The 19,065-nt window shown below is 63.2% G+C and carries 19 protein-coding genes; 16 read left to right on the forward strand and 3 right to left on the reverse strand.

All coding sequences use genetic code 11. The features are described from left to right. Positions 1 to 626: 626 nt before the first annotated feature. Complete coding sequence (locus AC1DN2_RS15190; RefSeq protein ID WP_476850955.1) at positions 627 to 1,286, forward strand: ParA family protein; 660 nt, start codon at positions 627 to 629, stop codon at positions 1,284 to 1,286. A gap of 5 nt (positions 1,287 to 1,291) precedes the next feature. Next, positions 1,292 to 1,834, forward strand: coding sequence for a hypothetical protein (locus AC1DN2_RS15195; RefSeq protein WP_476850956.1), 543 nt, complete (start codon positions 1,292 to 1,294; stop codon positions 1,832 to 1,834). Positions 1,835 to 1,915: 81 nt separating this feature from the next. Here AC1DN2_RS15195 and AC1DN2_RS15200 read toward each other — a convergent pair whose 3' ends face one another. Then, complete coding sequence (locus AC1DN2_RS15200; protein ID WP_476850957.1) at positions 1,916 to 3,658, reverse strand: MarR family transcriptional regulator; 1,743 nt, start codon at positions 3,656 to 3,658, stop codon at positions 1,916 to 1,918. Between the two features lie 265 nt (positions 3,659 to 3,923). After that, positions 3,924 to 4,160: a hypothetical protein gene (locus AC1DN2_RS15205; RefSeq protein ID WP_116768077.1), complete on the reverse strand. Its 237-nt coding sequence runs from the start codon at positions 4,158 to 4,160 to the stop codon at positions 3,924 to 3,926. Between the two features lie 583 nt (positions 4,161 to 4,743). Between AC1DN2_RS15205 and AC1DN2_RS15210 the strand changes: the two genes are divergently transcribed. From AC1DN2_RS15210 to AC1DN2_RS15225, 4 genes are all read left to right on the forward strand, one after another. Further along, a complete protein-coding gene (locus AC1DN2_RS15210; RefSeq protein ID WP_476850958.1) occupies positions 4,744 to 5,220 on the forward strand; it encodes a hypothetical protein in 477 nt (158 codons plus the stop codon). Then, positions 5,217 to 6,218, forward strand: coding sequence for a hypothetical protein (locus AC1DN2_RS15215; protein WP_476850959.1), 1,002 nt, complete (start codon positions 5,217 to 5,219; stop codon positions 6,216 to 6,218). The genes AC1DN2_RS15210 and AC1DN2_RS15215 overlap by 4 nt, the downstream gene beginning before the upstream one ends. Further along, a complete protein-coding gene (locus AC1DN2_RS15220; protein ID WP_476850960.1) occupies positions 6,215 to 6,841 on the forward strand; it encodes a hypothetical protein in 627 nt (208 codons plus the stop codon). The genes AC1DN2_RS15215 and AC1DN2_RS15220 overlap by 4 nt, the downstream gene beginning before the upstream one ends. A gap of 149 nt (positions 6,842 to 6,990) precedes the next feature. Continuing rightward, positions 6,991 to 7,446 (forward strand): hypothetical protein, encoded by a 456-nt coding sequence (locus AC1DN2_RS15225; protein WP_476850961.1) that lies wholly within the window; start codon positions 6,991 to 6,993, stop codon positions 7,444 to 7,446. 271 nt (positions 7,447 to 7,717) lie between these two features. Here AC1DN2_RS15225 and AC1DN2_RS15230 read toward each other — a convergent pair whose 3' ends face one another. Then, positions 7,718 to 8,044 carry a helix-turn-helix domain-containing protein gene (locus AC1DN2_RS15230; protein ID WP_476850962.1) on the reverse strand — a complete coding sequence of 109 codons (327 nt, stop codon included), beginning with the start codon at positions 8,042 to 8,044 and terminating at the stop codon, positions 7,718 to 7,720. Between the two features lie 119 nt (positions 8,045 to 8,163). Between AC1DN2_RS15230 and AC1DN2_RS15235 the strand changes: the two genes are divergently transcribed. Genes AC1DN2_RS15235 through AC1DN2_RS15280 form a run of 10 tightly spaced genes read left to right on the forward strand, consistent with a single transcriptional unit; the run spans position 8,164 to position 19,055 of the window. After that, the gene (locus tag AC1DN2_RS15235; protein WP_476850963.1) at positions 8,164 to 9,216 is read left to right on the forward strand and encodes a CHAP domain-containing protein; all 1,053 of its coding nucleotides are present in this window, start codon (positions 8,164 to 8,166) and stop codon (positions 9,214 to 9,216) included. Beyond that, positions 9,213 to 9,743: a hypothetical protein gene (locus AC1DN2_RS15240; RefSeq protein WP_476850964.1), complete on the forward strand. Its 531-nt coding sequence runs from the start codon at positions 9,213 to 9,215 to the stop codon at positions 9,741 to 9,743. The genes AC1DN2_RS15235 and AC1DN2_RS15240 overlap by 4 nt, the downstream gene beginning before the upstream one ends. A gap of 33 nt (positions 9,744 to 9,776) precedes the next feature. Then, positions 9,777 to 11,186 (forward strand): MinD/ParA family ATP-binding protein, encoded by a 1,410-nt coding sequence (locus tag AC1DN2_RS15245; protein ID WP_476850965.1) that lies wholly within the window; start codon positions 9,777 to 9,779, stop codon positions 11,184 to 11,186. A 34-nt stretch (positions 11,187 to 11,220) separates the two neighbouring features. Beyond that, positions 11,221 to 11,829, forward strand: a complete 609-nt coding sequence (locus tag AC1DN2_RS15250; RefSeq protein ID WP_476850966.1) for a DUF6668 family protein — start codon at positions 11,221 to 11,223, stop codon at positions 11,827 to 11,829. Positions 11,830 to 11,840: 11 nt separating this feature from the next. After that, positions 11,841 to 12,110 carry a hypothetical protein gene (locus AC1DN2_RS15255; protein WP_476850967.1) on the forward strand — a complete coding sequence of 90 codons (270 nt, stop codon included), beginning with the start codon at positions 11,841 to 11,843 and terminating at the stop codon, positions 12,108 to 12,110. A 27-nt stretch (positions 12,111 to 12,137) separates the two neighbouring features. After that, complete coding sequence (locus AC1DN2_RS15260; RefSeq protein WP_476850968.1) at positions 12,138 to 12,884, forward strand: DUF8175 domain-containg protein; 747 nt, start codon at positions 12,138 to 12,140, stop codon at positions 12,882 to 12,884. A gap of 1 nt (position 12,885) precedes the next feature. Continuing rightward, positions 12,886 to 14,196 (forward strand): TrbL/VirB6 family protein, encoded by a 1,311-nt coding sequence (locus AC1DN2_RS15265; protein WP_476850969.1) that lies wholly within the window; start codon positions 12,886 to 12,888, stop codon positions 14,194 to 14,196. Continuing rightward, the gene (locus tag AC1DN2_RS15270; RefSeq protein WP_476850970.1) at positions 14,183 to 15,691 is read left to right on the forward strand and encodes an SCO6880 family protein; all 1,509 of its coding nucleotides are present in this window, start codon (positions 14,183 to 14,185) and stop codon (positions 15,689 to 15,691) included. The genes AC1DN2_RS15265 and AC1DN2_RS15270 overlap by 14 nt, the downstream gene beginning before the upstream one ends. Next, the gene (locus tag AC1DN2_RS15275; RefSeq protein WP_476850971.1) at positions 15,691 to 17,289 is read left to right on the forward strand and encodes an ATP/GTP-binding protein; all 1,599 of its coding nucleotides are present in this window, start codon (positions 15,691 to 15,693) and stop codon (positions 17,287 to 17,289) included. The genes AC1DN2_RS15270 and AC1DN2_RS15275 overlap by 1 nt, the downstream gene beginning before the upstream one ends. Continuing rightward, on the forward strand, positions 17,286 to 19,055 hold the full coding sequence (locus tag AC1DN2_RS15280; protein WP_476850972.1) for a type IV secretory system conjugative DNA transfer family protein: 1,770 nt from the start codon (positions 17,286 to 17,288) through the stop codon (positions 19,053 to 19,055). The genes AC1DN2_RS15275 and AC1DN2_RS15280 overlap by 4 nt, the downstream gene beginning before the upstream one ends. Positions 19,056 to 19,065: the final 10 nt, after the last annotated feature.

Here is a 19,065-nt window from a genome sequence, read left to right on the forward strand (position 1 = left end):
AACTGCCGGGCTCTGTACAAACCGCGCCGGCCAACCCTGAACCGCCAAACGCCAGGGACGCCCGCCCGGCAACACAGTGAGTCTGTGAGTCCGTGAGTCTGTAGGCCCGTCCAATTCAGAGGTCCTGCTGGGAACCGCAGCCCACCCTGTACCCTGACACTCCGGACCCCGGAAGTCACGAACTCCGGGAGTCTGTAGGCCAGCAAAGTCAAACGACTCCGTGCCCCTATGTCCACCAAGTTCCAACAGAACGTGACTAAAAGTGCTCGGTGGCCTTGTAGTCAGGGGGCGGATAGCTGTCGGGCGCGATTCATTGGCCTTGAACTGAATCGCGGGGGAGTGGTCTGTTGAGCCCACCAGATGCCTAGGGTGATACAGAAGTACAGAAGTACAGAGTTACAGAGTTACAGAGAAACGAAGTCACTGACTCTGTGCGTCTACGGCGTTTCTTCCGACTGAAGGGGAGTGGGGCTGGTAATTTTGGCGTAGCGCTTGCCGGCGACGTGGATACAGATGTTCTCTGCCTTTGATCGAGCTGACCCATTTTCTCGGGTTGTGAAGCTTTGGTGAGGTCCCAATCCGCCGTCGGTCCGAGTGCCATGGAAACCAAATTTAAGGAAGCACTCATGAGGGTCGTAGCTGTCGTCAACCAAAAAGGCGGCGCCGGGAAAACCACCACGGTGATGAATCTTGCCGCCGTTGCCGCCCAGAGCTCGAAAGTGCTCGTCGTCGACGCCGACCCGCAAGGGTCAGTAACGATGTGGGCAACCAATGCAGAGGAACTTCCTGAAAAGGAACAGCTGCAGTTCGACGTCGCGACTGAGACGGATCCGGAAGCGCTCACACAAATGCGCGATCTCGACTACGACACGGTCTTCGTCGATACCCCCGGTAACTTGGAAAACATTCAGGTACTCAAGGCCATCGTTAGCCAGTCGGACTTCATTGTGATGCCTACAGAAGCAACTCCTTTGGCCCTTCTGCCTCTCGTCTACACATTCGAGAAGATAGTCCAGCCCTCCGGTCGGGACTACAGGGTCGTCGTCACAAAAGCCGATTCGCGTTCCCCGCAAGATGCACTGGATGCACAGGAGATGTTGCGAGAGCAGGGGATCCTCGTATGCAACTCGTTTGTTCGAGCCTATAAAGCACACGAGCGGGCACCCATGTACGGAACGGTGGTTACTTCTTACGAGAAGACCCGCAACTCCGAGAAAGCAACTATGGATTACAAAGACGTCGCCCTGGAGCTGTTTAGTCTCTGGGCCAAGACCAGGAAGGGCTGACCTCGATGGCGCTCAAAGGTGGATTCAAGAACTTTGCCAACCAGACCCGGGAGATCAAAGAAGCCCCTCCCATTGACCTAAGTGGAGTTGCGCCCGTCCTGCACATTGTCCATGAGGCCGCTGCATTGCATAATGGCTCACAATCGCCCTCGACAGCACAAGTTGCCACGCCTGCGCCGGCTGCTGAGCCTGCACGAACTGAGACAAATGGGGGAGTGGAGTCCGAGGTCGCGCCCAGGCTCGAGAATGCCCTGGTGCAGCCCCCTTTGACCCAAGAGATACAAGAGGTTAAGGGACCCGTTGTTTCGAGCCATACCCACTACACAGATCTGGTCCGTAAGGAATTGCGGCTGCACGCAGACCAGGCTGATGAGCTGACAGCGCTCGCTTCGAAGGTTCAACGTGCCCGTAGGGAAAAGGGGGAGCGGATCACCGATAACACGCTGATCCGCGTTGCCGTGGACCTGCTGATGGAGCGCCAGAAGGAACTGGTGGGTTCTACAGAGGATGAGCTCCGCGTTGCCTTGGGCCTGGCCCCACGGGCCTAAAAAATCGCCGTTTCCTGTCCCCAGGAGGACCTGACTCCTGGGGATAGGACCCTAATGCTCTGTGCCTTCGTTTTGGTCCGATCATCCTGCCTGTGTGAACGCCATGTCCGTCAGGGCCCACTCGTCCGGTGGACCCTCAAATGCCTCCCACGGATAGTCCTCACCGGGGGAGAGGAGCTCGGCGACGGTGTTGACGTTCTTGGACAGCCATTCCTTCCACAGGATCCGTTCGATCCGGTAGCGCTGCAGCTGCGCCGCCACAGCTTCCATGACCCCGAAGTGCTCGGCGAGGTCTTTCAGTGACGTCGATGCCACCACCGACCAGGCCCGTGCGTTGTTCCGGGCGATCATGTTCCAGGCGGCCATCACCTCAAGCGCCTCACTGACAGCTGTCCTCGAGAGCCTGGTCAGCTTTACGATCTCGGATGTTGACAGGCCGGGAGAGTGTTCCAGTGCCTCGTACACGAAGGCCGCCGGCAGTCCCAGTTCCCTGAAAACTGGCCGAAGTGCGTGGATTTTCCCCTTCCGCCAAGTCAGGTCTTCAGCCGCCGTCTTCACCTCCTCCGGCACGGTCAGCATGTAGAGGTCTCCCTTGGTACCGCGGCCCCGTTCAACGAGGGTCACCAACGGGTCCTTCTCGTTGCGCAGGGCTCTGAGGTGTGATCCGACCGTGGTGTGGTCGAGGCCGGTGGCCACCGCGATGGACCGGTCACCGAATTCAATGAATCTGGACGCCGTCATGTGTGCTGCCTCCCCCAGCGACCGCAGCACCATTCTCCTGGCCAGCCCTGTCCTTGACTCGGTGTAGGCATGTTCCTTCAACCGCAATGCATTTCGCCAGGTCCGGATGAACCGATGCTCCACATCGGGATTCGATGAAATCGGATTTCCCTGCAGTACGGGGGGCTGTGTATTTGGCTGGCTTGTGGGGGATATACGGGCATTGTTCTTTCCGTCCCTGGTCCCGGCGTTTTTGCTCAGATACGTGACCGCATTCAGCCAGTCCCTGCGCAATGCCGGAACCCGGTGCCGGGAGGCGTAGCGGGCATAGAAAGATGCCAGTCCGGGCCAGGTCCCCTGCATCATCCGGCGTTCGACGTCGACGAGCTCCAGCCCGGCGGCCGCAGCCCCCGTGACAATGGCCTGTCGTGCCTCCGAATCGGAGGCGTACCGGTTCGTGTCGTACAGCCCCGTCTGGGCCATCAGCTGCATGGCCCGGGACATCCGCCCGGCCGGGTGCTGGAATCGGGACGTCTCGGCGGTGGCCGGTGTGACCGCGCCTTCCAGACGGAGCGCCCTGACCGCGGTGATCTCCCCCGCCAGGTCGGCCTTCATGGCTGCCCATGCGGTGGCCGAGTTGGGCCGCCGGGCAACGTCGTAGGCCATCGACAACGACATCGCCAGTTCCTGGTGGCCGCCGCGCTTGTGCGGGGATCCGGGTGTGCGCATGCAGCCATGCAGGAGGTTCTGGTGCGGGGTCTTGTCCAGGCTCCGGTAGCGGGTGCCCAGCGCCTCGACAAGATCACGCGCTTCAGAAAAGGTGACCCGCTGCTCGAGCGGGATGTAGACGTGCCGGCCGCCGTTGGGGGAGTAATCCTCAATCCACCGCGCACCGACCGAGTGCAGCCACGTCTGGACGGCCCGGACATCGGCCTCGACCCAGTCAACACCAGCAACGGACGAGTCAAAGTCAAGGAAAATCGCAGCGCACGTGCCGTCCTTGCCAAAAATCCGGACGGCAGCGGGGAAGGCCGGAAGCGCTGGCGTTAGGGTTCGTTCATGTTTTTGCGGGTAGGACTTTCCGCCGTCGCGGGAAAGGCGCATGCGAGGCTGCCCGGCAAGCAAGAGAGCTAGTGCGGCCCAGGCTTCGGCAGGACGGCATAGTGCATGCGGCGCGCCCGAACTCTGTGAGTCTGTGCATGCGCGCATCTCGTGGGGTACGATGATGCTATTCCTCTCAAGGGATAGGAAGATGCCCGGACCGCAAGGCCCGAGTTGATTCTCAAGGACTCTCTACCTCGTCGCCGGCAAGCAAAAAAGGTAGTGAGTCAAATGCTTAGAAGGCCCGCCTCGTGCGGGCCTTCGTCATTTAAGAAGCGATGCGGCCAATGGGCAGCTCCTCCTGAAACTTAGGGTGGTCGTGACGCTCCAGATCGACTTCAAGCTGCTTTGCTACAACCGAAGCCACGTAGTCCGTGATCGTGACCCCCTCCGCTTCGGCCACCTGCGCGACCTGGTCGGCCATCTCGGCAGGCACACGAAAGCCAATGTATTTGCGGAGGCCCTTACTGGGGCGCCCGCCTCCCCGATGTGCAACAGCAGTCATGTGTCATGTCCTTTGAATCTCGTACAGACTGTCTTCACCTGTACTGGCTTCAGTGCTGTAAATCGTTCGTACCCCTCAACAGGTTTTAGTTACTGTTTTAGGTTCCTCCGAACCTAGCATTCAGGGGACCGCTGGAAGCGGATTTGGTTACTGTAACTACTCGGCGTGTCGCCTTCGTTACATTGCCATTCCCTTTCGGGTAGGCGACGCCGTGACGAGCCGCTTACAGGGTCTGGCCGTCGATTGCCCTCGGTGGCGCGGATGTCGACGGATATGCGGTTCGCGCCGAAAGTAGCGTCTACGCCGCGGGGCCGCACGAAACCTCAACGACCATGTCTGCCTTCTGATAAGCGACGAGTTGCGCGGGGGCGGTCGCTCGCTTCCCGATGACCTCGCTCAAAACGCGTCTCGATCATTGCTGCTCAGGTGTCCAGTTCTGGGTCATCGGGATTCCTGTTCCTTCTTTGACTGCTGCTGTTTTCGGAAGCTTGGTAGGGTGGCTCCTTGCCAAGGCGCGTCTGGCGCTGATTTCATAGTACACATTACTGAAATTTTTTCAGTTGATTACCGGAGCAGCTTAGATATGGAACAGGCCGCACTGACCGCGGACGTCATAGAGACCTTGAATCTTCCGGCGTACCCGGATCTGGGCGACGTGGTGTATGCGGTTGAAGAGAAGTACGGCAAGCGTCTGATCTTCGAGGAAGGCACAGTGGAAAGCCTTGGAGAAGGTGTCACTGGCCAGTGGCTCGATACTCCCGGCTATGGCATCGTCCGTTACCTGCGTGGTGCCAAGGCTTGGAGTGTTCACGTCATTCTGCATGAACTTAGCCATATCCTTTTGGGCCATAAGGGGAAGCCTCTCGACGGCCTTATCGCAGGGTCTTTCTTTTCCGGTATCGGTAAGCGGAACGGTGTCAGCTGGATGTGCCGCGCAGTGGACGTTCCCCTAGACGAGGCGGAGGCTGCAGCCGAAAGATTGGCCTTTGGCCTGGCGCAGGTTCTGCATGCCACGCCCATGAAAGAGGCCACGAAGGCCGAGCGAGTGTTTGGCCTATGATCGCTGCTGCGTTCTGGATCCTGGCAACGGTATTTGTTTTTCGCCTGTATTTTGCCGCTCGGTGGGGCTCTTCCACGGCCTTTGTTGGTGCGATCGGGATCGGTGTCCTCGGCCTCTTTTTTACGGGCGTCGTCTTACCCGAAGAATCCATGGACGCTGCTCTCGGCGGCGTCAACTTTCTGCACCTTGTTCGCAATATGTGTGTCACGTGTGCCGTCTGGCTGGTACGGGAGGGAATCTTCGCTGCCTACTCACCTGACGATAAGTACCGAATCCGCTTCAGCCACGGCCCAATTGCTGCTGGCCTGGGGGCAGTTGTGATCACGGTTCCATTCCTGTTCCAGCAGTTCGTTCCGACGACTTTGAGCTACGTGCCGGAAAATGTCCAGCAGCTGCCGGTCTTCATCTATGCCAGCGTCTACATGGGCATTTTGGCGTTGCTGGCTGTTTCCGTCCTTCGCATTTGCCTCCGGCCTCAGGAAAGCCTGCCCGTCCGTGTGAGTTCCCGGGTTGTCGCATTCGGCATGGCGATGGTCGCACTCGCCTCCTTCGAAGAGATCGCGTACATGACCGCCATGCACATCGATGTGGGCGGTTACTATCTCCATCAGGCTTTGTACGCCCTGTTCAGTCCGCTGTTCTACGGCGGGGTTCTGCTCACCTCTCTCGGTCTGGGCATCCCCCCGCTTGTTAAGGCGTGGCGCCGGCTACAGCTTTGGGACCGGGTCGCCTTGGTCTTTCTTACAGCCACGCTGGGGAGAGCCTACTGGGGGCACTCCCGTGCAGCGTGGTTGGCAGGCATTGCGAGCAGCTTCTACGACACGTGCCCCTCCGCGCGCCTGTATGAGTACGTTATTCGCTCCAGCGATCACAAGGTCGTTCTCTCCGGGCGATCCACACCTATGCTTGCCAGCCGTGTCCTCGACGCGGTCCAAGCCCGATTTGATGGCGGCGTCGGTTCCCTGGAATCGGTGCTGCCGGTAAAGGCACCTCAGTGACAGCAGCAACCACGACCCGAACCACCGCAGAGAGGTCCTCCACAGCCGTTGGGCGTGTGGCCAGGTCCGCAACCGAGATTGCGCAGCCGCCCTTGGTGTTGTCCCTCCTGTTGATATTGGCTTCTCTGCTGAGTGACCGGTGGGCGGTCTCTATCTGGTCGGGCATTATCGCTGCACTCTGCATCTGCCTTGTGCCATTTGCTGTCGTACTGATGCTTGCCAAGAAAGGCCAGCTGACGGACCACCACGTGGGAGACAAGAAACAACGCCGCCCGGTCATGCTCTGGACCTTGGGTTCGTCACTGCTTGGCTGCGCAATCCTCGACGTCATCGGGGCACCCCAGCCCGTCTGGGGGCTAATTGGCGGGATTCTTTGCGGGATTGTAGCCCTCATTCTGGTCAGCCCGATCTGGAAGATATCGGGCCACGCAATGACGTTGGGCGGCGCGACCGTGTCAGCGGTACTGATGTTCGGCTGGCTCGGTCTTCCGTTCGTCGTGGCGGCCCCGCTTGTCTGCTGGTCCAGGGTCTATCTCCGGGATCACTCAGCTCCTCAGGTCATTGCCGGGTTCATAACCGGTGTAGTCGCATTCGGAGCCTCATATACTCTCATTGTCGGTTGATTTTCACGTGGCACTCCACGAAGCCGCCAAGGCCTCACAGGGGGTCTCAACGATGACGGAATTAGAAGGAGGGCTGTGACTTTGCTACCGGTGGCAGAGCGCTTCCCTCGGGATGTGGCCGCCCTGGTTGGCCGGGAGCAGGATTACGCGTGAATTCGAACGTCAACCCCATAGATCCTCGCAGCGATAAAGAGGTTCTCGCGTCGAAAATCCAACTTCTTCTGGACATCGTTCATGCCAAAGACGCCGACAGCTTCACGTACGAAGACGTTCGACAAGGTCTCGCGGAACATGGGCTCACGCTCACCAGAACGCGCTGGCATCGGCTACTGGCCGGTTCCCCTGATAACCGCTGGGATCCGGAGCTACTGAAGGCACTGGCGTACTTTTTTGACGTTGACGAGAACTACCTGCTTCAGCGAAGCGGTCCCATCCCGGAGCGCGTCGAGGCTGAACTCCGCCTGATAGAGGCTTACCGCATCGCCGAGGTAGAACACTTCGCAGCGCGGGTTTTGGGAGAAGTGAACATCGACGCCCTTCGCGCGGTGACTGAAGCACTCCGAAACCTTCCACCCAGGCACGAGAAGAAACGCCCGACGGACTGAAAAATTTTCACTACTGAATTTTTTTCAGTAGACTCAGGGGCATGACATGCTCTAGGCGCCCGCTCCGGCCTGACCATGCGCATTGAGTGGCACTAAAGGTGCGGCCCCTACGACAGGTTTGGGGGGTAGTAGGGGCTGCACCTCCGCGGCGACCGCCGCTCAGATGCGCACTCGGGTCGCAGCCCTCATGGGCCCAAATCTCGTTACCCACGCCCTTGATCTACAGGCTGACGGGGTGGCCCGCCGTCTCGAATGCGGCCACATTGAGCGCTTATTCTCCCGACAGATATCTCATGTAGATGAGGCCCTGCGCCCGCAGCCTGGCCAAGTCTATGGAGTAGTGAACGCGTTGCCCGCTGCGGGCCCCAGCTTCGCCTGCGGCGGAGACGAGCCCTTCAGCCTCAAGCGTCTTGATATGCGCGTAGACCTGCCTGTAGTCCACGCCGATACGTTTAGCGATATTTCCGGTGGTGTCGCCGTCAAGATGCTGGGCCAGGTCCCTGATAACAGCCGCTCTCAGCGTGTTGGCGTTGAACACGTTCAAAGCCCTTCCGGCCTCGTGAGGCGGCGCAGGGAGCGGCTTGTAGATGCGGGGCATTCGTCAATTCTCACGCACCGTCGCAACTTGAAAAAGCATCAACGTATTTTTGGTGATGCTAGCATCATTTTAAAAATGATGCTTCTAGTCCGTTTGAGAGAGCCGAAAGGGGAGCAAGAATGAAGCCGAAAGGGCTAGCGATCGGTGCGGCACTGCTGGTGCCAGCGATGTTCCTGGGGCTGGCCTTGTCGATCGTTCTGCTCTTCAGGTCGCCACCGGCAGCGGCCGATTGCAGCCCCGCGGTTTCCGTCTCGATCAGCGCCGATACCAAGGTCGACGGGTACTCATCTGAGCAGGTGAGGAACGCTGCGGCGATCATGAATGCGGGCAAGTCCCTGAACCTGTCGGTCAAGGGCCAGATGGTCAGTGTGATGGTGGCCCTGGGGGAGTCGGGCCTGCGGGTTTTGGATATCGGCGACGCGGCTGGGCCGGATTCCCGGGGTCTGTTCCAGCAGCGGGATAACGGCGCCTGGGGTTCCTACGCGGACCGCATCGACCCGTCGATCAGCGCGGCCAACTTCGTCAAGGCCCTGCAGAAGGTCGAGGGTTGGGAGCTGCTGGAACCGACGATCGCGGCCAACCGGGTCCAGCGCAACGCGGATCCGTATCACTACCAGCGGTACTGGGACCCGGCAGCGAAGATTGTCCAGGCGCTCTCGGATGCGAAGTTTTCCCCCAGCGGCGCAGGCTGTGCGCTTCCCGGCGTGTCCGGTGAGGGCGATGATCTGCCGTGGGCCACCGCCGCCATCTACCAGCCCAGCGCGCTGGGGATGTTCAACCGTGAGTGCGTGGACTTCGCCCTGTGGCGGGTCAACCAGCAGCTCGGCAGCACCACGGCCCCGTACAAGATCCTGAACAGCACGTTCCGGCCGGACGGGGTGAATCTCGGCTCGGCGCTGTCGTGGCGGGACGGCTGGAACGCCCGCGGCTGGCCCACCGGCCCGGCGCCCCGGGTCGGCGCGGTCGTCTGGTACGCACCAGGTGCCGGGGGAGCGGACCCCACCTACGGCCACGTCGCCGTGGTGAAGGCCGTCAACGCCGACGGGACCTATCTGGAGGAGGGCTACAACGGCAACCCGGCCCCGGAGGACCACAAGTACTACACCCGCACCGTGAACAACGATGTGCCCAGCGCGTTCCTGTACGTGCCGGGCGGACAGGAACAGACATGAAACGCACCCTGACAACCCTGGCCACCGCGCTCCTGTGCACCGCGTGCGCACCGACGGCGCCCACCGGCGGCGGTCCGGAACGCCAGCCCGTCCCCACGTCCCCCGCAGTGGTATCCGTGGCCCCATCCCTGAGTGCCGGCGGCAGGTCCCAGGCCCCGGGCGGGACCGTCCCGCCCACATCCGGCATCGCCTGGGATGACGAGAGCAAGACCGAGGCCATCGCGGTCGCGACTCGGGCCATGGCCGACTTCGCTCGGCCACAAGCGGAGGCGACGCAGTGGGCGAACGACTTCGCCCGCTGGCTCACCCCGCAGGCCACGGCCGACTACTCCACGGTGGACCCGGCCAACATTCCCGTCTCCCGGGTCACCGGCCCGGCGACTATGGCCGTGGATGAATCCAACGGCTACGGCGTCACCGTCACGCTCCCCACCGATATCGGCCCCTACGCCGTCCAGCTGCTCCGTACGTCTAAAGACTCCACCTGGAAGGTCAACCGGATCACGCCGCCGGCCGACCGCCGCTAGTCCCGACTCCTACTCATTAAAAGGAAGAAACTCATGGGTCTCACCCCGACAGAGGTACTGGCTTTCCCCAGGATCCAGGCCATCGTCCGAGACAACGGCACCGCCGACGTCATGGTGGCAGGGAACTCCCGCACCGTTGCACGCGCAGGATCCCTGCAGCAGCTCCGCGAGAACGCCCTGGCCCTCGTGGTCGGGGAAGCCCGGACGCTGAACCGGGCCGTCCGGGTGGCTATCGATGACCCCGAAGGACACGGGGAACTCATCGTCAGCCCCGACGGCAGCAAAGAATCCGTCAGCTACACGCCCAAGCCCGCCAGGCGCCGGGCCGAGGCCCCCACGACCACCGACGCCGCCGCGACGGCCGTCATCGAAACGCCCCCGGTCGAACCCGACCAGCTACAGACCGACACGGCTAACACCACAGCAACAACAGGAACAACGATGACGCCCATCACCGCAACGGCCCCGGCAGTGGAGGACGCCCCGACGCGCCGGAGCCTGAAAGACACCTCCTTCCTGGTCAGCGCCCCGGTCCTGGAACCGGCCACAAAGGGCTGGCGCGGAACCCTTACCCGGTTGGGCTTCCGGATGGACCCCTCGGCGCAGGAGATGGCCGAACGCGAAGACATCCGCACCGTCAGTCAGCACTGGCCCGGCCCCCGCACCATCGCGGTGGTGAACCGCAAGGGCGGGGCCAATAAGACTCCCACCGTGGTGATGCTCTCGGCCATCCTCGCCCGCTACAGCGGCGCGGCCACGGTCGCGTGGGACAACAACGAATCCCAGGGCACCTTGGGGTGGCGGACGGAAAAGGGCTCCCATGACCGGAGCGTCCTGGACCTGATCGATGCCTCCACCGAACTGCTCTCGCCGTCAACGAACGCGGCCGAAATCGCCAAGTTCGTCCACCACCAGACCGCGGACAAGTTCGACGTCCTCCGCTCGGATGAAAACGAAGAAGGCGACCACGAAGTCACCGCCGAGGAAGTCGACATTGCCCACCAGGTCCTCACCCGGTATTACCGGCTCGTGGTCATGGATTCGGGCAACACCGCCCGGGCAGCGAACTGGCGGCGGATGATCGACCACACCAGCCAGCTCGTCGTCCCGGTGACAGCCATCGAGGACCGCGCAGAAGCTGCGCGGCTGACCCTGCAGACGCTGGAATCCCGTGGCGGCCACGACGCGGAGCTGGCACGCAACGCCGTCGTCATCGTCTCCGAATCCACCGACGCCAAACGCAGCATGAGCGGCGAGGCCCTGAAGCGGGCCAAGGACGAGGCCCAGCGGATCGCTGACGGCTTCGCACCCTTCGTCCGGGCGGTCGTCCGGATTCCTTACGATCCGGCCTTGGTCAACGGGCCCATCCGCTACGAAGCCCTCCAGCCCGCCACCCAGAGGGCATGGCTCGCGGCCGCGGCCGCCGTCGCCGCCGGCTTCTAAACCACCCACCACCGGACTCTGAAAGGAGGCAACAATGCAGCAGTCCCTGAACCCCTGGATCACAAGCCCCGCCACCGACAACGCGGAGGAGGAGGCGCAGGACGTGCACCTGCCGCCGGCGGCAGTGATCAGTGCACCGCTGAGGGGAGTGGTTGAACCGGACGCCGCAGACCGCCTTGGCCGCCGCACCGTCGCAGGCTCCGCGGCGCTGTGGGTCACCGGCGCCCATGGAGGATCCGGCGAAAGCCGAATCGCTGACCTCATCGGCGGGGGACGGGCCACCGGTCACTGCTGGCCGGTTCTCCAGGACGGCAGCAAGCCACGGGTGCTGCTGGCCTGCCGTGCAGATATGCGCGGCCTGACAGCGGCCCGGAGCGCCCTGACGCAGTGGGTATCAGGCGCGGCGCCGGCGGTTGATCTGCTCGGCCTCGCTGTCCTGGCGGACGCACCGGGGAAGACTCCCAAAGCCTTGCGCGATTTCGCCGCCATCGTCGGCGGGGGCGCACCCCGGCTCTGGACACTGCCCTGGGTCGAGGCCTGGCGACACGGAGACTCCGCCCCGCCGCCGGCCCGCGAATACCAACGCTTCATCACTGACTTGGCCGCCCTGGCTAGCAACGCCACACCCGGCACCACGCACTGAAAGGTCTCACCATGAACTCCATCTCCGCAATTGCAGCAAGCGTCATCCCCAATCCCACCCCGGTTGTCCCGGCACAGGCAGGTGGCCTGCTCACGATCCTGAACTGGGCATCGGGCATCGGTCTGGTCCTGGGCGTCCTGGGCGTCATCATCGTGGGCATCGGCATGGTCATCCAGCTCCAGCGCGGCGAAGGAGCCCAAGCCATCGGCAAGCTCGGCTGGGTCCTGATGGGCTGCATCATCATCACCGGCGCCGCCGGCATCGTCCGCGCCTTCGTCTAAGCCAGCACCAACCACGGGAGGTTCACCATGAGCCAGTCAACAGAGAGCACCACCGGCAGCAATCCGTTCACCAAACCCGGTTTCATCATTGCTGCCGCGCTGGTGGTCGCGCTGATTGCAGCAGCCATCGTCATCTTCCTGCTCCCCAAAGGACAGGACACCGCCCAGCCCGCGCCGGGAACAGCAACATCCACCAACCCGGCCACAGCCAGCCCCAGCGCCACGACAGTTGCAGGCAAAAGCGTCTGCGGACTGCCCTCAAGCACGGAAACAGCACTGGGAGCAGCGCCTAAATCCAAATGGGACTTGCTCGGAACCATGGCCGTTCCCAGCGATCCATCAACGGCCGGCCCTGGCACTGTGGCAAAAGACGGTCTGAGGTCGTGCTTTGCTCATTCCCCCACAGGAGCCCTGTACGCAACGGTAAACATCTGGGCCGCGTCGTTTAACGGCTATGCAAAACAGGTTTACCTGGAGCTTTCAGCTGATAGCCCTTCGCGGGACAAGGCTGTACAGGCCATAAAGGACGGGAAAGACGTCGGCAGCTCCACCTCACCGAAGGTTCAGATCGCCGGCTTCATCATTCATTCGTACACTCCCGGAACGGCCGTCGTGGAACTGGCCATCAAGAGCGCCGACGGAGGATACGGTGCTTTCTCGACGTCGCTGCTTTGGGAGGACGGCGACTGGAAACTGGATATGCCGGCCGCTGGCGGAGGCGCAGTGCGCCAGATCAGTGACCTGAGTTCATTCATCCCCTGGGCCGGCGTCTGACATGGCAGATAAAGCATGTGAAGTCTGGGACGGGGCCTGCTGGGCCGCAGCAGGGGCCAGCAATATCGCGGCAGGGATTGCAGACGACGCCATCAACAATCTCGCAAAAGCCATCATGGAGGGCATGAGCCAGATGGTGACGACACTGTCTACCTTTTGGGTGTCGATGCCCACGGTGAACCTGGCCAGCTCCGACGGTGCGACGCCGAGTCCCATCGTCTCCATGGTGAACAGCGAATTGATGCTCTGGTCTCTGACGCTGGCTGTCCTCGCGGTCATTCTCGGTGGCATCCGGATGATCTGGGAACAACGCGGAGCACCACTGAAGGATCTGCTCCGGTCCCTCATCACACTGGCTTTAGTCTCGGGCCTTGGGCTGGGGGTCATCTCCATTCTGGTCATCGCCGCGGATGCTTTCTCGGCAGCCATCATCGACCGATCCACGGACGGTAAGGGCTTTGCCGAGTCGATGAATATCCTCGTGCTGACCAACCAGACAGGTGTTGGCGTATTCATCCTCATCGTCCTGGGATTAATCGGTCTGATTGCCTCCCTCGTCCAGGTCGTTTTGATGGTGGTCCGCAGCGGCATGTTGGTGATTCTGGCGGGCATCCTGCCCACCACGGCGGCTTTCACCAACACCGAAATGGGGAGGCAGTGGTTCCAGAAGGTAGTTGGCTGGACTATCGCGTTCATCCTCTATAAACCTGCGGCGGCCATCGTCTACTCGGTCGCATTCCTCCTCATGGGTAACAACAGTGGGAAGGACGGTTTGATCGGCTCCATCACGGGCTTCACGTTGATGATCGTCGCGCTGTTCGCTTTGCCGGCGCTGATGCGTTTCGTGACGCCGATGGTCGGTGCCGTCGCCTCTGGCGGGGGAGCGGGAGCAGGAGCTGCCGTGGGGGCGATGGCCACAGGCGCTGTGTCCATGGGTCGCAGTGGCAGCGGTAAGGGCAATGCCGCGCCGACACCGGCAAGTACACAAAGCAACCAGTCCGGGGCATCTCCGAAGGGCAGTAACGGAGCAAACGGACCCCGGGGGAATGGCGGCCAGCCGACACCGGGGGCTACCGGTCCGGGTGGGGCAGCCGGCTCCGCAACCGCGGGGACAGCAGGCAGCACCGGGGCAGGAGCTGCCGCCGGCAGCGCAGGCGCCGCGTCGGGTGCGGCGAAGGCCGCAGGTCCGGCTGGCATGGCCGTCGCCGTAGGGGCACAAGCAGCGTCCAGGGTTTCTCATGCCGCACAACAGACCGCGCAGGATTCAACCGGCCAATCAGAAATAGTGGAGGGCCCCAGTGGCAGTAATTAATACCGAGTACAAGGAACCGTCCTACGGCAACTGGCGTGTCCCGCGTTCTGCCGGGTTGGGTAACCTCGGCGCGATCGGCACCGGCATTGTTATGGCCGGGTTGTTGGCCGGGATCATCACCTTCGCGTTTCTTGGCCTCTTCCCGGGCCTTGCTGTCCTGGCTGTGGCCGGGGCCAGCGCGCTGTTGCTGACGGTCAAGGACAAGCACGGTCAGTCCGTTGTTGACCGGTTCGGAACACGGATGAGTTTCCGTCTCTCCAGGTCCTCCGGAACGAATCTCTACCGTTCCGGCCCCCTCGGGGTGACGCAGTGGGGCATGTACCAGCTGCCCGGCCTTGCCGCGAAGTCGACCCTGTACGAGTTCACCGACTCCTACAAGCGCCCGTTCGCGCTCCTGCACGTCCCTGCCACCAGCCACTACATCGTGATTTTCTCTACCGAGCCCGACGGTGCGTCCCTGGTGGACCCGGAGCAGGTCGACGCGTGGGTGGCGAACTGGGGCGGCTGGCTCGCCGGCCTCGGGGACGAAGCGGGCCTGGACGCCGCGGCGGTGACGGTCGAGACCGCACCGGACTCCGGCTACCGGCTCCGCAATGAGGTCATGATGAACATCGACCCGAACGCCCCGGATTTTGCCAGGAACGTGCTCAACGAGGTCGTGCAGACGTACCCGGAAGGATCGGCCACGGTCCGGGCCTGGGTGTCCCTGTCCTTCAACGCCTCCCTGCGGGCAGGCTCGAAGAAGCGCACACCGGAGGACGTGGCCCGTGACCTCGCGTCCCGGATCCCCGGCCTGTCGGCCCGGCTGCAGTCCACCGGCGCCGGCATCGCCCGTCCGATGTCCGCGCAGGAACTCTGCGAGGTCGTCCGGATCGCCTACGATCCTCCCGCTGCCCTGATCATTGATCAAGCTCACGCCGCCGGTTCCCCAGTGTCCCTGACCTGGGGCGACGTCGGTCCCTCCGCGACGCAGGCGTCCTGGGATGATTACCGGCACGATGCCGCGTTCTCGGTCTCCTGGACCATGACCGGTGCCCCGCGTGGGTCGGTGAACTCCTCGGTCCTGTCCCGGCTGCTGGCCCCGCACGGGGACATTGACCGCAAGCGGGTCTCGCTGCTGTACCGTCCGATGGATTCGGCCCGCGCCGCCGCCGTGGTGGAGCGGGACCAGAACAACGCCAACGTCCGCATCACCTCCGGAAACCGGCCCTCCGCCCGCGCCCTGGTCGATGCCCGCTCCGCTGTGCAGACCGCGCAGGAAGAGGCTCAGGGCGCCGGGCTGGTGAACTTCGGCATGGTCGTCACGGCCACCGTGACCGACAAGGAACGCCTCCCCGACGCGGTCGCCGCCGTGGAACAGACCTCCGGTACTGCCCGGGTGTTGCTGCGCCGGGCCTACGGCACCCAGGACACCGCGTTCGCCGCGTCGCTGCCGCTGGGTCTGGTCCTTCCCAAGCACAGCATGCTGCCCTCCGAAATCAAGGATGCCCTGTAATGGCCCGCATGAAACTCTTCACCCGCCCTGCCAGGAAAGCTGCAGCACCGGTCAAAGCTGCGCCGAAGAAGAAGGCCGGAAAGGAACCACGTCAGGCCGGGCCGGCTGCCCGGGGCTGGACCGGACGCGGCGGCGGCATGGCCCAGCTCGTTCCGTCCGTGAAGGAATACCGGGGAACCACGGTTCAGGTCTGCGGGCTGTGGCCGTTTTCCTCCGGGGCGTCCTCGCCCATGATCGGCGTCCCGCTCGGACGCCATGAGGAGACTCAGGCCACGGTCTGCTGTGACCCGATCAGCTGGTTCCAGCGCGCACGGCTGATTTCCAATCCGTCGGCGTTTATCCTGGGCAAGCCGGGGCTGGGGAAGTCCACCGTGGTGCGCCGGATGTTCATTGGTCTCTCCGCCCAGGGTGTCCACCCGCTGATCCTGGGGGACTTGAAAGGCGAGCACGTCAAAGCGGTCCAGGCGCTCGGCGGCCAGGTCATCAAGCTTGGCCGCGGTGTCGGGTACCTGAACATTCTCGATCCCGGCCAGGCCGTCGAAGCGGCGCAGCTGCTCGAAGACAGCGGCCACCATGAGGACGCCGCCCGGGTCCGCGCTGACGCGCACGGCCGGCGCCTGACGATGGTTGTCTCCCTGATCACGATCAGCCGGAACAACCCGCCCACCGATCAGGAACAGACCATCCTGGACCGTGCCCTGCGCGTCCTTGATGACCGGTTCGACGGCGTTCCCGTCCTGAAGGACCTGCTGGACGTGATCATCTCCGCACCCGATGAGCTGCGGCAGGTCGCCTTGGACCGCGGCGACATGAACGTCTACTTGCAGGAAACACGGGCCCTGGAAGCAACCCTGCTGGGCCTGACCGGAGGCGGGAAGCTCGGAGAGATCTTCTCCCGGCACACCACCAATCCCATGATGCGTGACCGCGCCGTGGTCTTCGACGTCTCCAGCATTGACGAGACCGAAACCGACCTGCAGGCGGCAATTTTGCTCGCGTGCTGGTCCTACGGGTTCGGGACCGTCAACGTCGCCAACGCCCTCGCGGACGCCGGCCTGGAACCGCGCCGGAATTACTTCGTGGTCCTCGATGAGCTCTGGCGGGCGCTGCGCGCCGGCAAGGGCATGGTGGACCGGGTGGACGCCCTGACCCGGCTCAACCGTTCGGTCGGTGTCGGGCAGATCATGATTTCCCACACCATGTCCGACCTGCTGGCACTGCCGGCGGAAGAGGACCGGATGAAGGCCCGCGGCTTCGTTGAACGCTCCGGCATGGTGATCTGCGGCGGCCTGCCCGCCTCTGAGATGCCGTTGCTGACCTCCGCCATTCCGCTCTCCCGGCAGGAACAGCAGAAGCTCATCTCCTGGCAGGACCCGCCCGCATGGGACTCCCGCGGGCTCGACGTCGAACCTCCCGGACGGGGGAAGTTCCTCATCAAGGTCGGCGGACGGCCCGGGATCCCGGTCCTGGTGGGACTGACGTCTTTGGAACAAGGCCCTGAGGGAGTCAACGACACCGAGGGGAAATGGCGTGATGCCCCGGAAACCCTCCTCGAGCCACTGGCCCCTGACGTACCCCTTGAAGGAGGATCGCTGTGAGTGCGCCGAACCGTAAAGGGATGGGCTTCGGGGATGCCCTGCTTATCTGGCTGGCCATCGGGTTCGTCGTCGTCTTCGGCGGCGGGACCTACGCCGCCGCCCACGTCGGCTCCTGGATGGCCGGCCTCGACGCCCCGCCTGCCCATCCTGTTGATCTGATCGCCGGGCTGATCAAGGGACGGGTGCCCTGGCCTGTCCAGTCCACGGTTGCGGGCGCCCTCATGGCAGGGGTGGTCGTGGTTCTGGCCGTCGTGGTGCTGGTGGCCTGGCGGCAGGGTGCGTCCAAGCGGGCCCGGGTCGATAAGGCCGCCCGGTACCTGGGTCGAGGGAAGTCGCTGGCTGCGTTCTCCGAGCAGGGCGCGAAAGCCACCGCCGACCGGCTGGGCGTGAAAGACACTCCCGGGGTCGTGGTCGGCAAGGTGGTTTCCACCGGGCAGACGTTCATTCAGTCCTGGGAAGACCTCAGCCTCGATATCTGGGGTCCCCGTACCGGTAAGTCAACCTCACGGGTGATGCCGGCGATCCTGGACGCGCCCGGCGCTGTCGTCTCGACCTCGAACAAGCGCGACGTCGTGGACGGCACCCGTGGCGTCCGCGAGGCAACCGGCCCGGTGTGGGTGTTTGATCCGCAGAAGATCGCACAGGACGAACCGGACTGGTGGTGGAACCCGCTGTCCTACGTCACGGACGAAGAGAGGGCCTACAAACTCACGCAGCACTTTTCAGTGGGTTCACGGGTTCCGGGGTCCAAGCCGGATGCCTACTTCGACCCCAAAGCCGAAGACATCCTCTCCTCGTATTTCCTCGCGGCCGCGCTCGGCGGGCTGCCCATCACTCAGGTGTATCTGTGGGTGACGGAGCAGGTCAGCCAGGAACCCATCGAAATCCTCAAAGAGCACGGCTACGAGCTGCAGTACAAGGGCCTGGAGTCCACGCTGAAGCTGGCTGATAAGCAGCGTGACGGGATCTTCGGCACCGCCGAGAAGATGATCCAGTGCCTCAAGAGCAGGAACACGCTGCGCTGGGTCGCCCCGACAGGTGGCGCGAGGGTGGCCAGTGATGCCCGCCCCCGGTTCAACCCGCACGCGTTCGCCGCCTCGCAGGAGACGATCTACATCCTCTCCAAGGAAGGGGCCGGCTCGGCCGCCCCGCTCACGACAGCGTTGACGGTGGCCATTGCCGAGGCGATGGAGGAACGGGCCGAGCGCAGCGGCGGCCGGCTGCCCAAACCTGCGCTGTTCGCCCTCGATGAGCTGGCGAACGTGGTGCGCTGGGCCGGCCTGCCGGACCAGTTCAGCCACTACGGCTCCAAGGGCCTGATCGTCATGGGCATCCTGCAGTCCTGGTCCCAGGGCGTCGAACTGTGGGGCGAGGCCAACATGCGGAAAATCTGGTCCGCGGCCAACGTCAAGGTCTACGGCGGCGGCGTGGCCGAAGAAGGCTTCCTCCGGGCACTCTCGGACCTGATCGGGGACTACAGCTACACCAACGTCTCCATCTCCTCCGGAAAGTCCGGATCCTCCCGCTCCCGGCAGGAGGGAAAGGAACGCATCTTCGATGTCTCCAACCTCGCCGAGCTGGACCGCGGCCGCGCCGTGATCCTCGCCTCCGGTGCCCCGGCCACGTTGGTGCGCACTATGCCCTGGTACACCGGACCGCACAAAGACGCTGTGGAGGCATCCATCAAGAAGTACAGCCCCCGGCCGGAGCAAGACGAAGTGCCCCTCGCTGCAGCAGCCGCCGCCAACCCCTGGGTCACCGGGTAGGAAATTCTGA

The sequence above is a fragment of the Arthrobacter sp. 01L42 genome, assembly GCF_056400005.1.

What these genes read in the sequence shown, in the direction of transcription:
- AC1DN2_RS15265 (WP_476850969.1), top strand. Translation starts at nt 12,886, where the DNA reads ATGGCAGATAAAGCATGTGAAGTCTGGGACGGGGCCTGCTGGGCCGCA.
- AC1DN2_RS15240 (WP_476850964.1), top strand. Translation starts at nt 9,213, where the DNA reads ATGAAACGCACCCTGACAACCCTGGCCACCGCGCTCCTGTGCACCGCG.
- AC1DN2_RS15190 (WP_476850955.1), top strand. Translation starts at nt 627, where the DNA reads ATGAGGGTCGTAGCTGTCGTCAACCAAAAAGGCGGCGCCGGGAAAACC.
- AC1DN2_RS15200 (WP_476850957.1), bottom strand. Translation starts at nt 3,658, where the DNA reads ATGCGCCTTTCCCGCGACGGCGGAAAGTCCTACCCGCAAAAACATGAA.
- AC1DN2_RS15215 (WP_476850959.1), top strand. Translation starts at nt 5,217, where the DNA reads ATGATCGCTGCTGCGTTCTGGATCCTGGCAACGGTATTTGTTTTTCGC.
- AC1DN2_RS15255 (WP_476850967.1), top strand. Translation starts at nt 11,841, where the DNA reads ATGAACTCCATCTCCGCAATTGCAGCAAGCGTCATCCCCAATCCCACC.
- AC1DN2_RS15230 (WP_476850962.1), bottom strand. Translation starts at nt 8,044, where the DNA reads ATGCCCCGCATCTACAAGCCGCTCCCTGCGCCGCCTCACGAGGCCGGA.
- AC1DN2_RS15245 (WP_476850965.1), top strand. Translation starts at nt 9,777, where the DNA reads ATGGGTCTCACCCCGACAGAGGTACTGGCTTTCCCCAGGATCCAGGCC.
- AC1DN2_RS15275 (WP_476850971.1), top strand. Translation starts at nt 15,691, where the DNA reads ATGGCCCGCATGAAACTCTTCACCCGCCCTGCCAGGAAAGCTGCAGCA.
- AC1DN2_RS15250 (WP_476850966.1), top strand. Translation starts at nt 11,221, where the DNA reads ATGCAGCAGTCCCTGAACCCCTGGATCACAAGCCCCGCCACCGACAAC.
- AC1DN2_RS15205 (WP_116768077.1), bottom strand. Translation starts at nt 4,160, where the DNA reads ATGACTGCTGTTGCACATCGGGGAGGCGGGCGCCCCAGTAAGGGCCTC.
- AC1DN2_RS15195 (WP_476850956.1), top strand. Translation starts at nt 1,292, where the DNA reads ATGGCGCTCAAAGGTGGATTCAAGAACTTTGCCAACCAGACCCGGGAG.
- AC1DN2_RS15260 (WP_476850968.1), top strand. Translation starts at nt 12,138, where the DNA reads ATGAGCCAGTCAACAGAGAGCACCACCGGCAGCAATCCGTTCACCAAA.
- AC1DN2_RS15235 (WP_476850963.1), top strand. Translation starts at nt 8,164, where the DNA reads ATGAAGCCGAAAGGGCTAGCGATCGGTGCGGCACTGCTGGTGCCAGCG.
- AC1DN2_RS15210 (WP_476850958.1), top strand. Translation starts at nt 4,744, where the DNA reads ATGGAACAGGCCGCACTGACCGCGGACGTCATAGAGACCTTGAATCTT.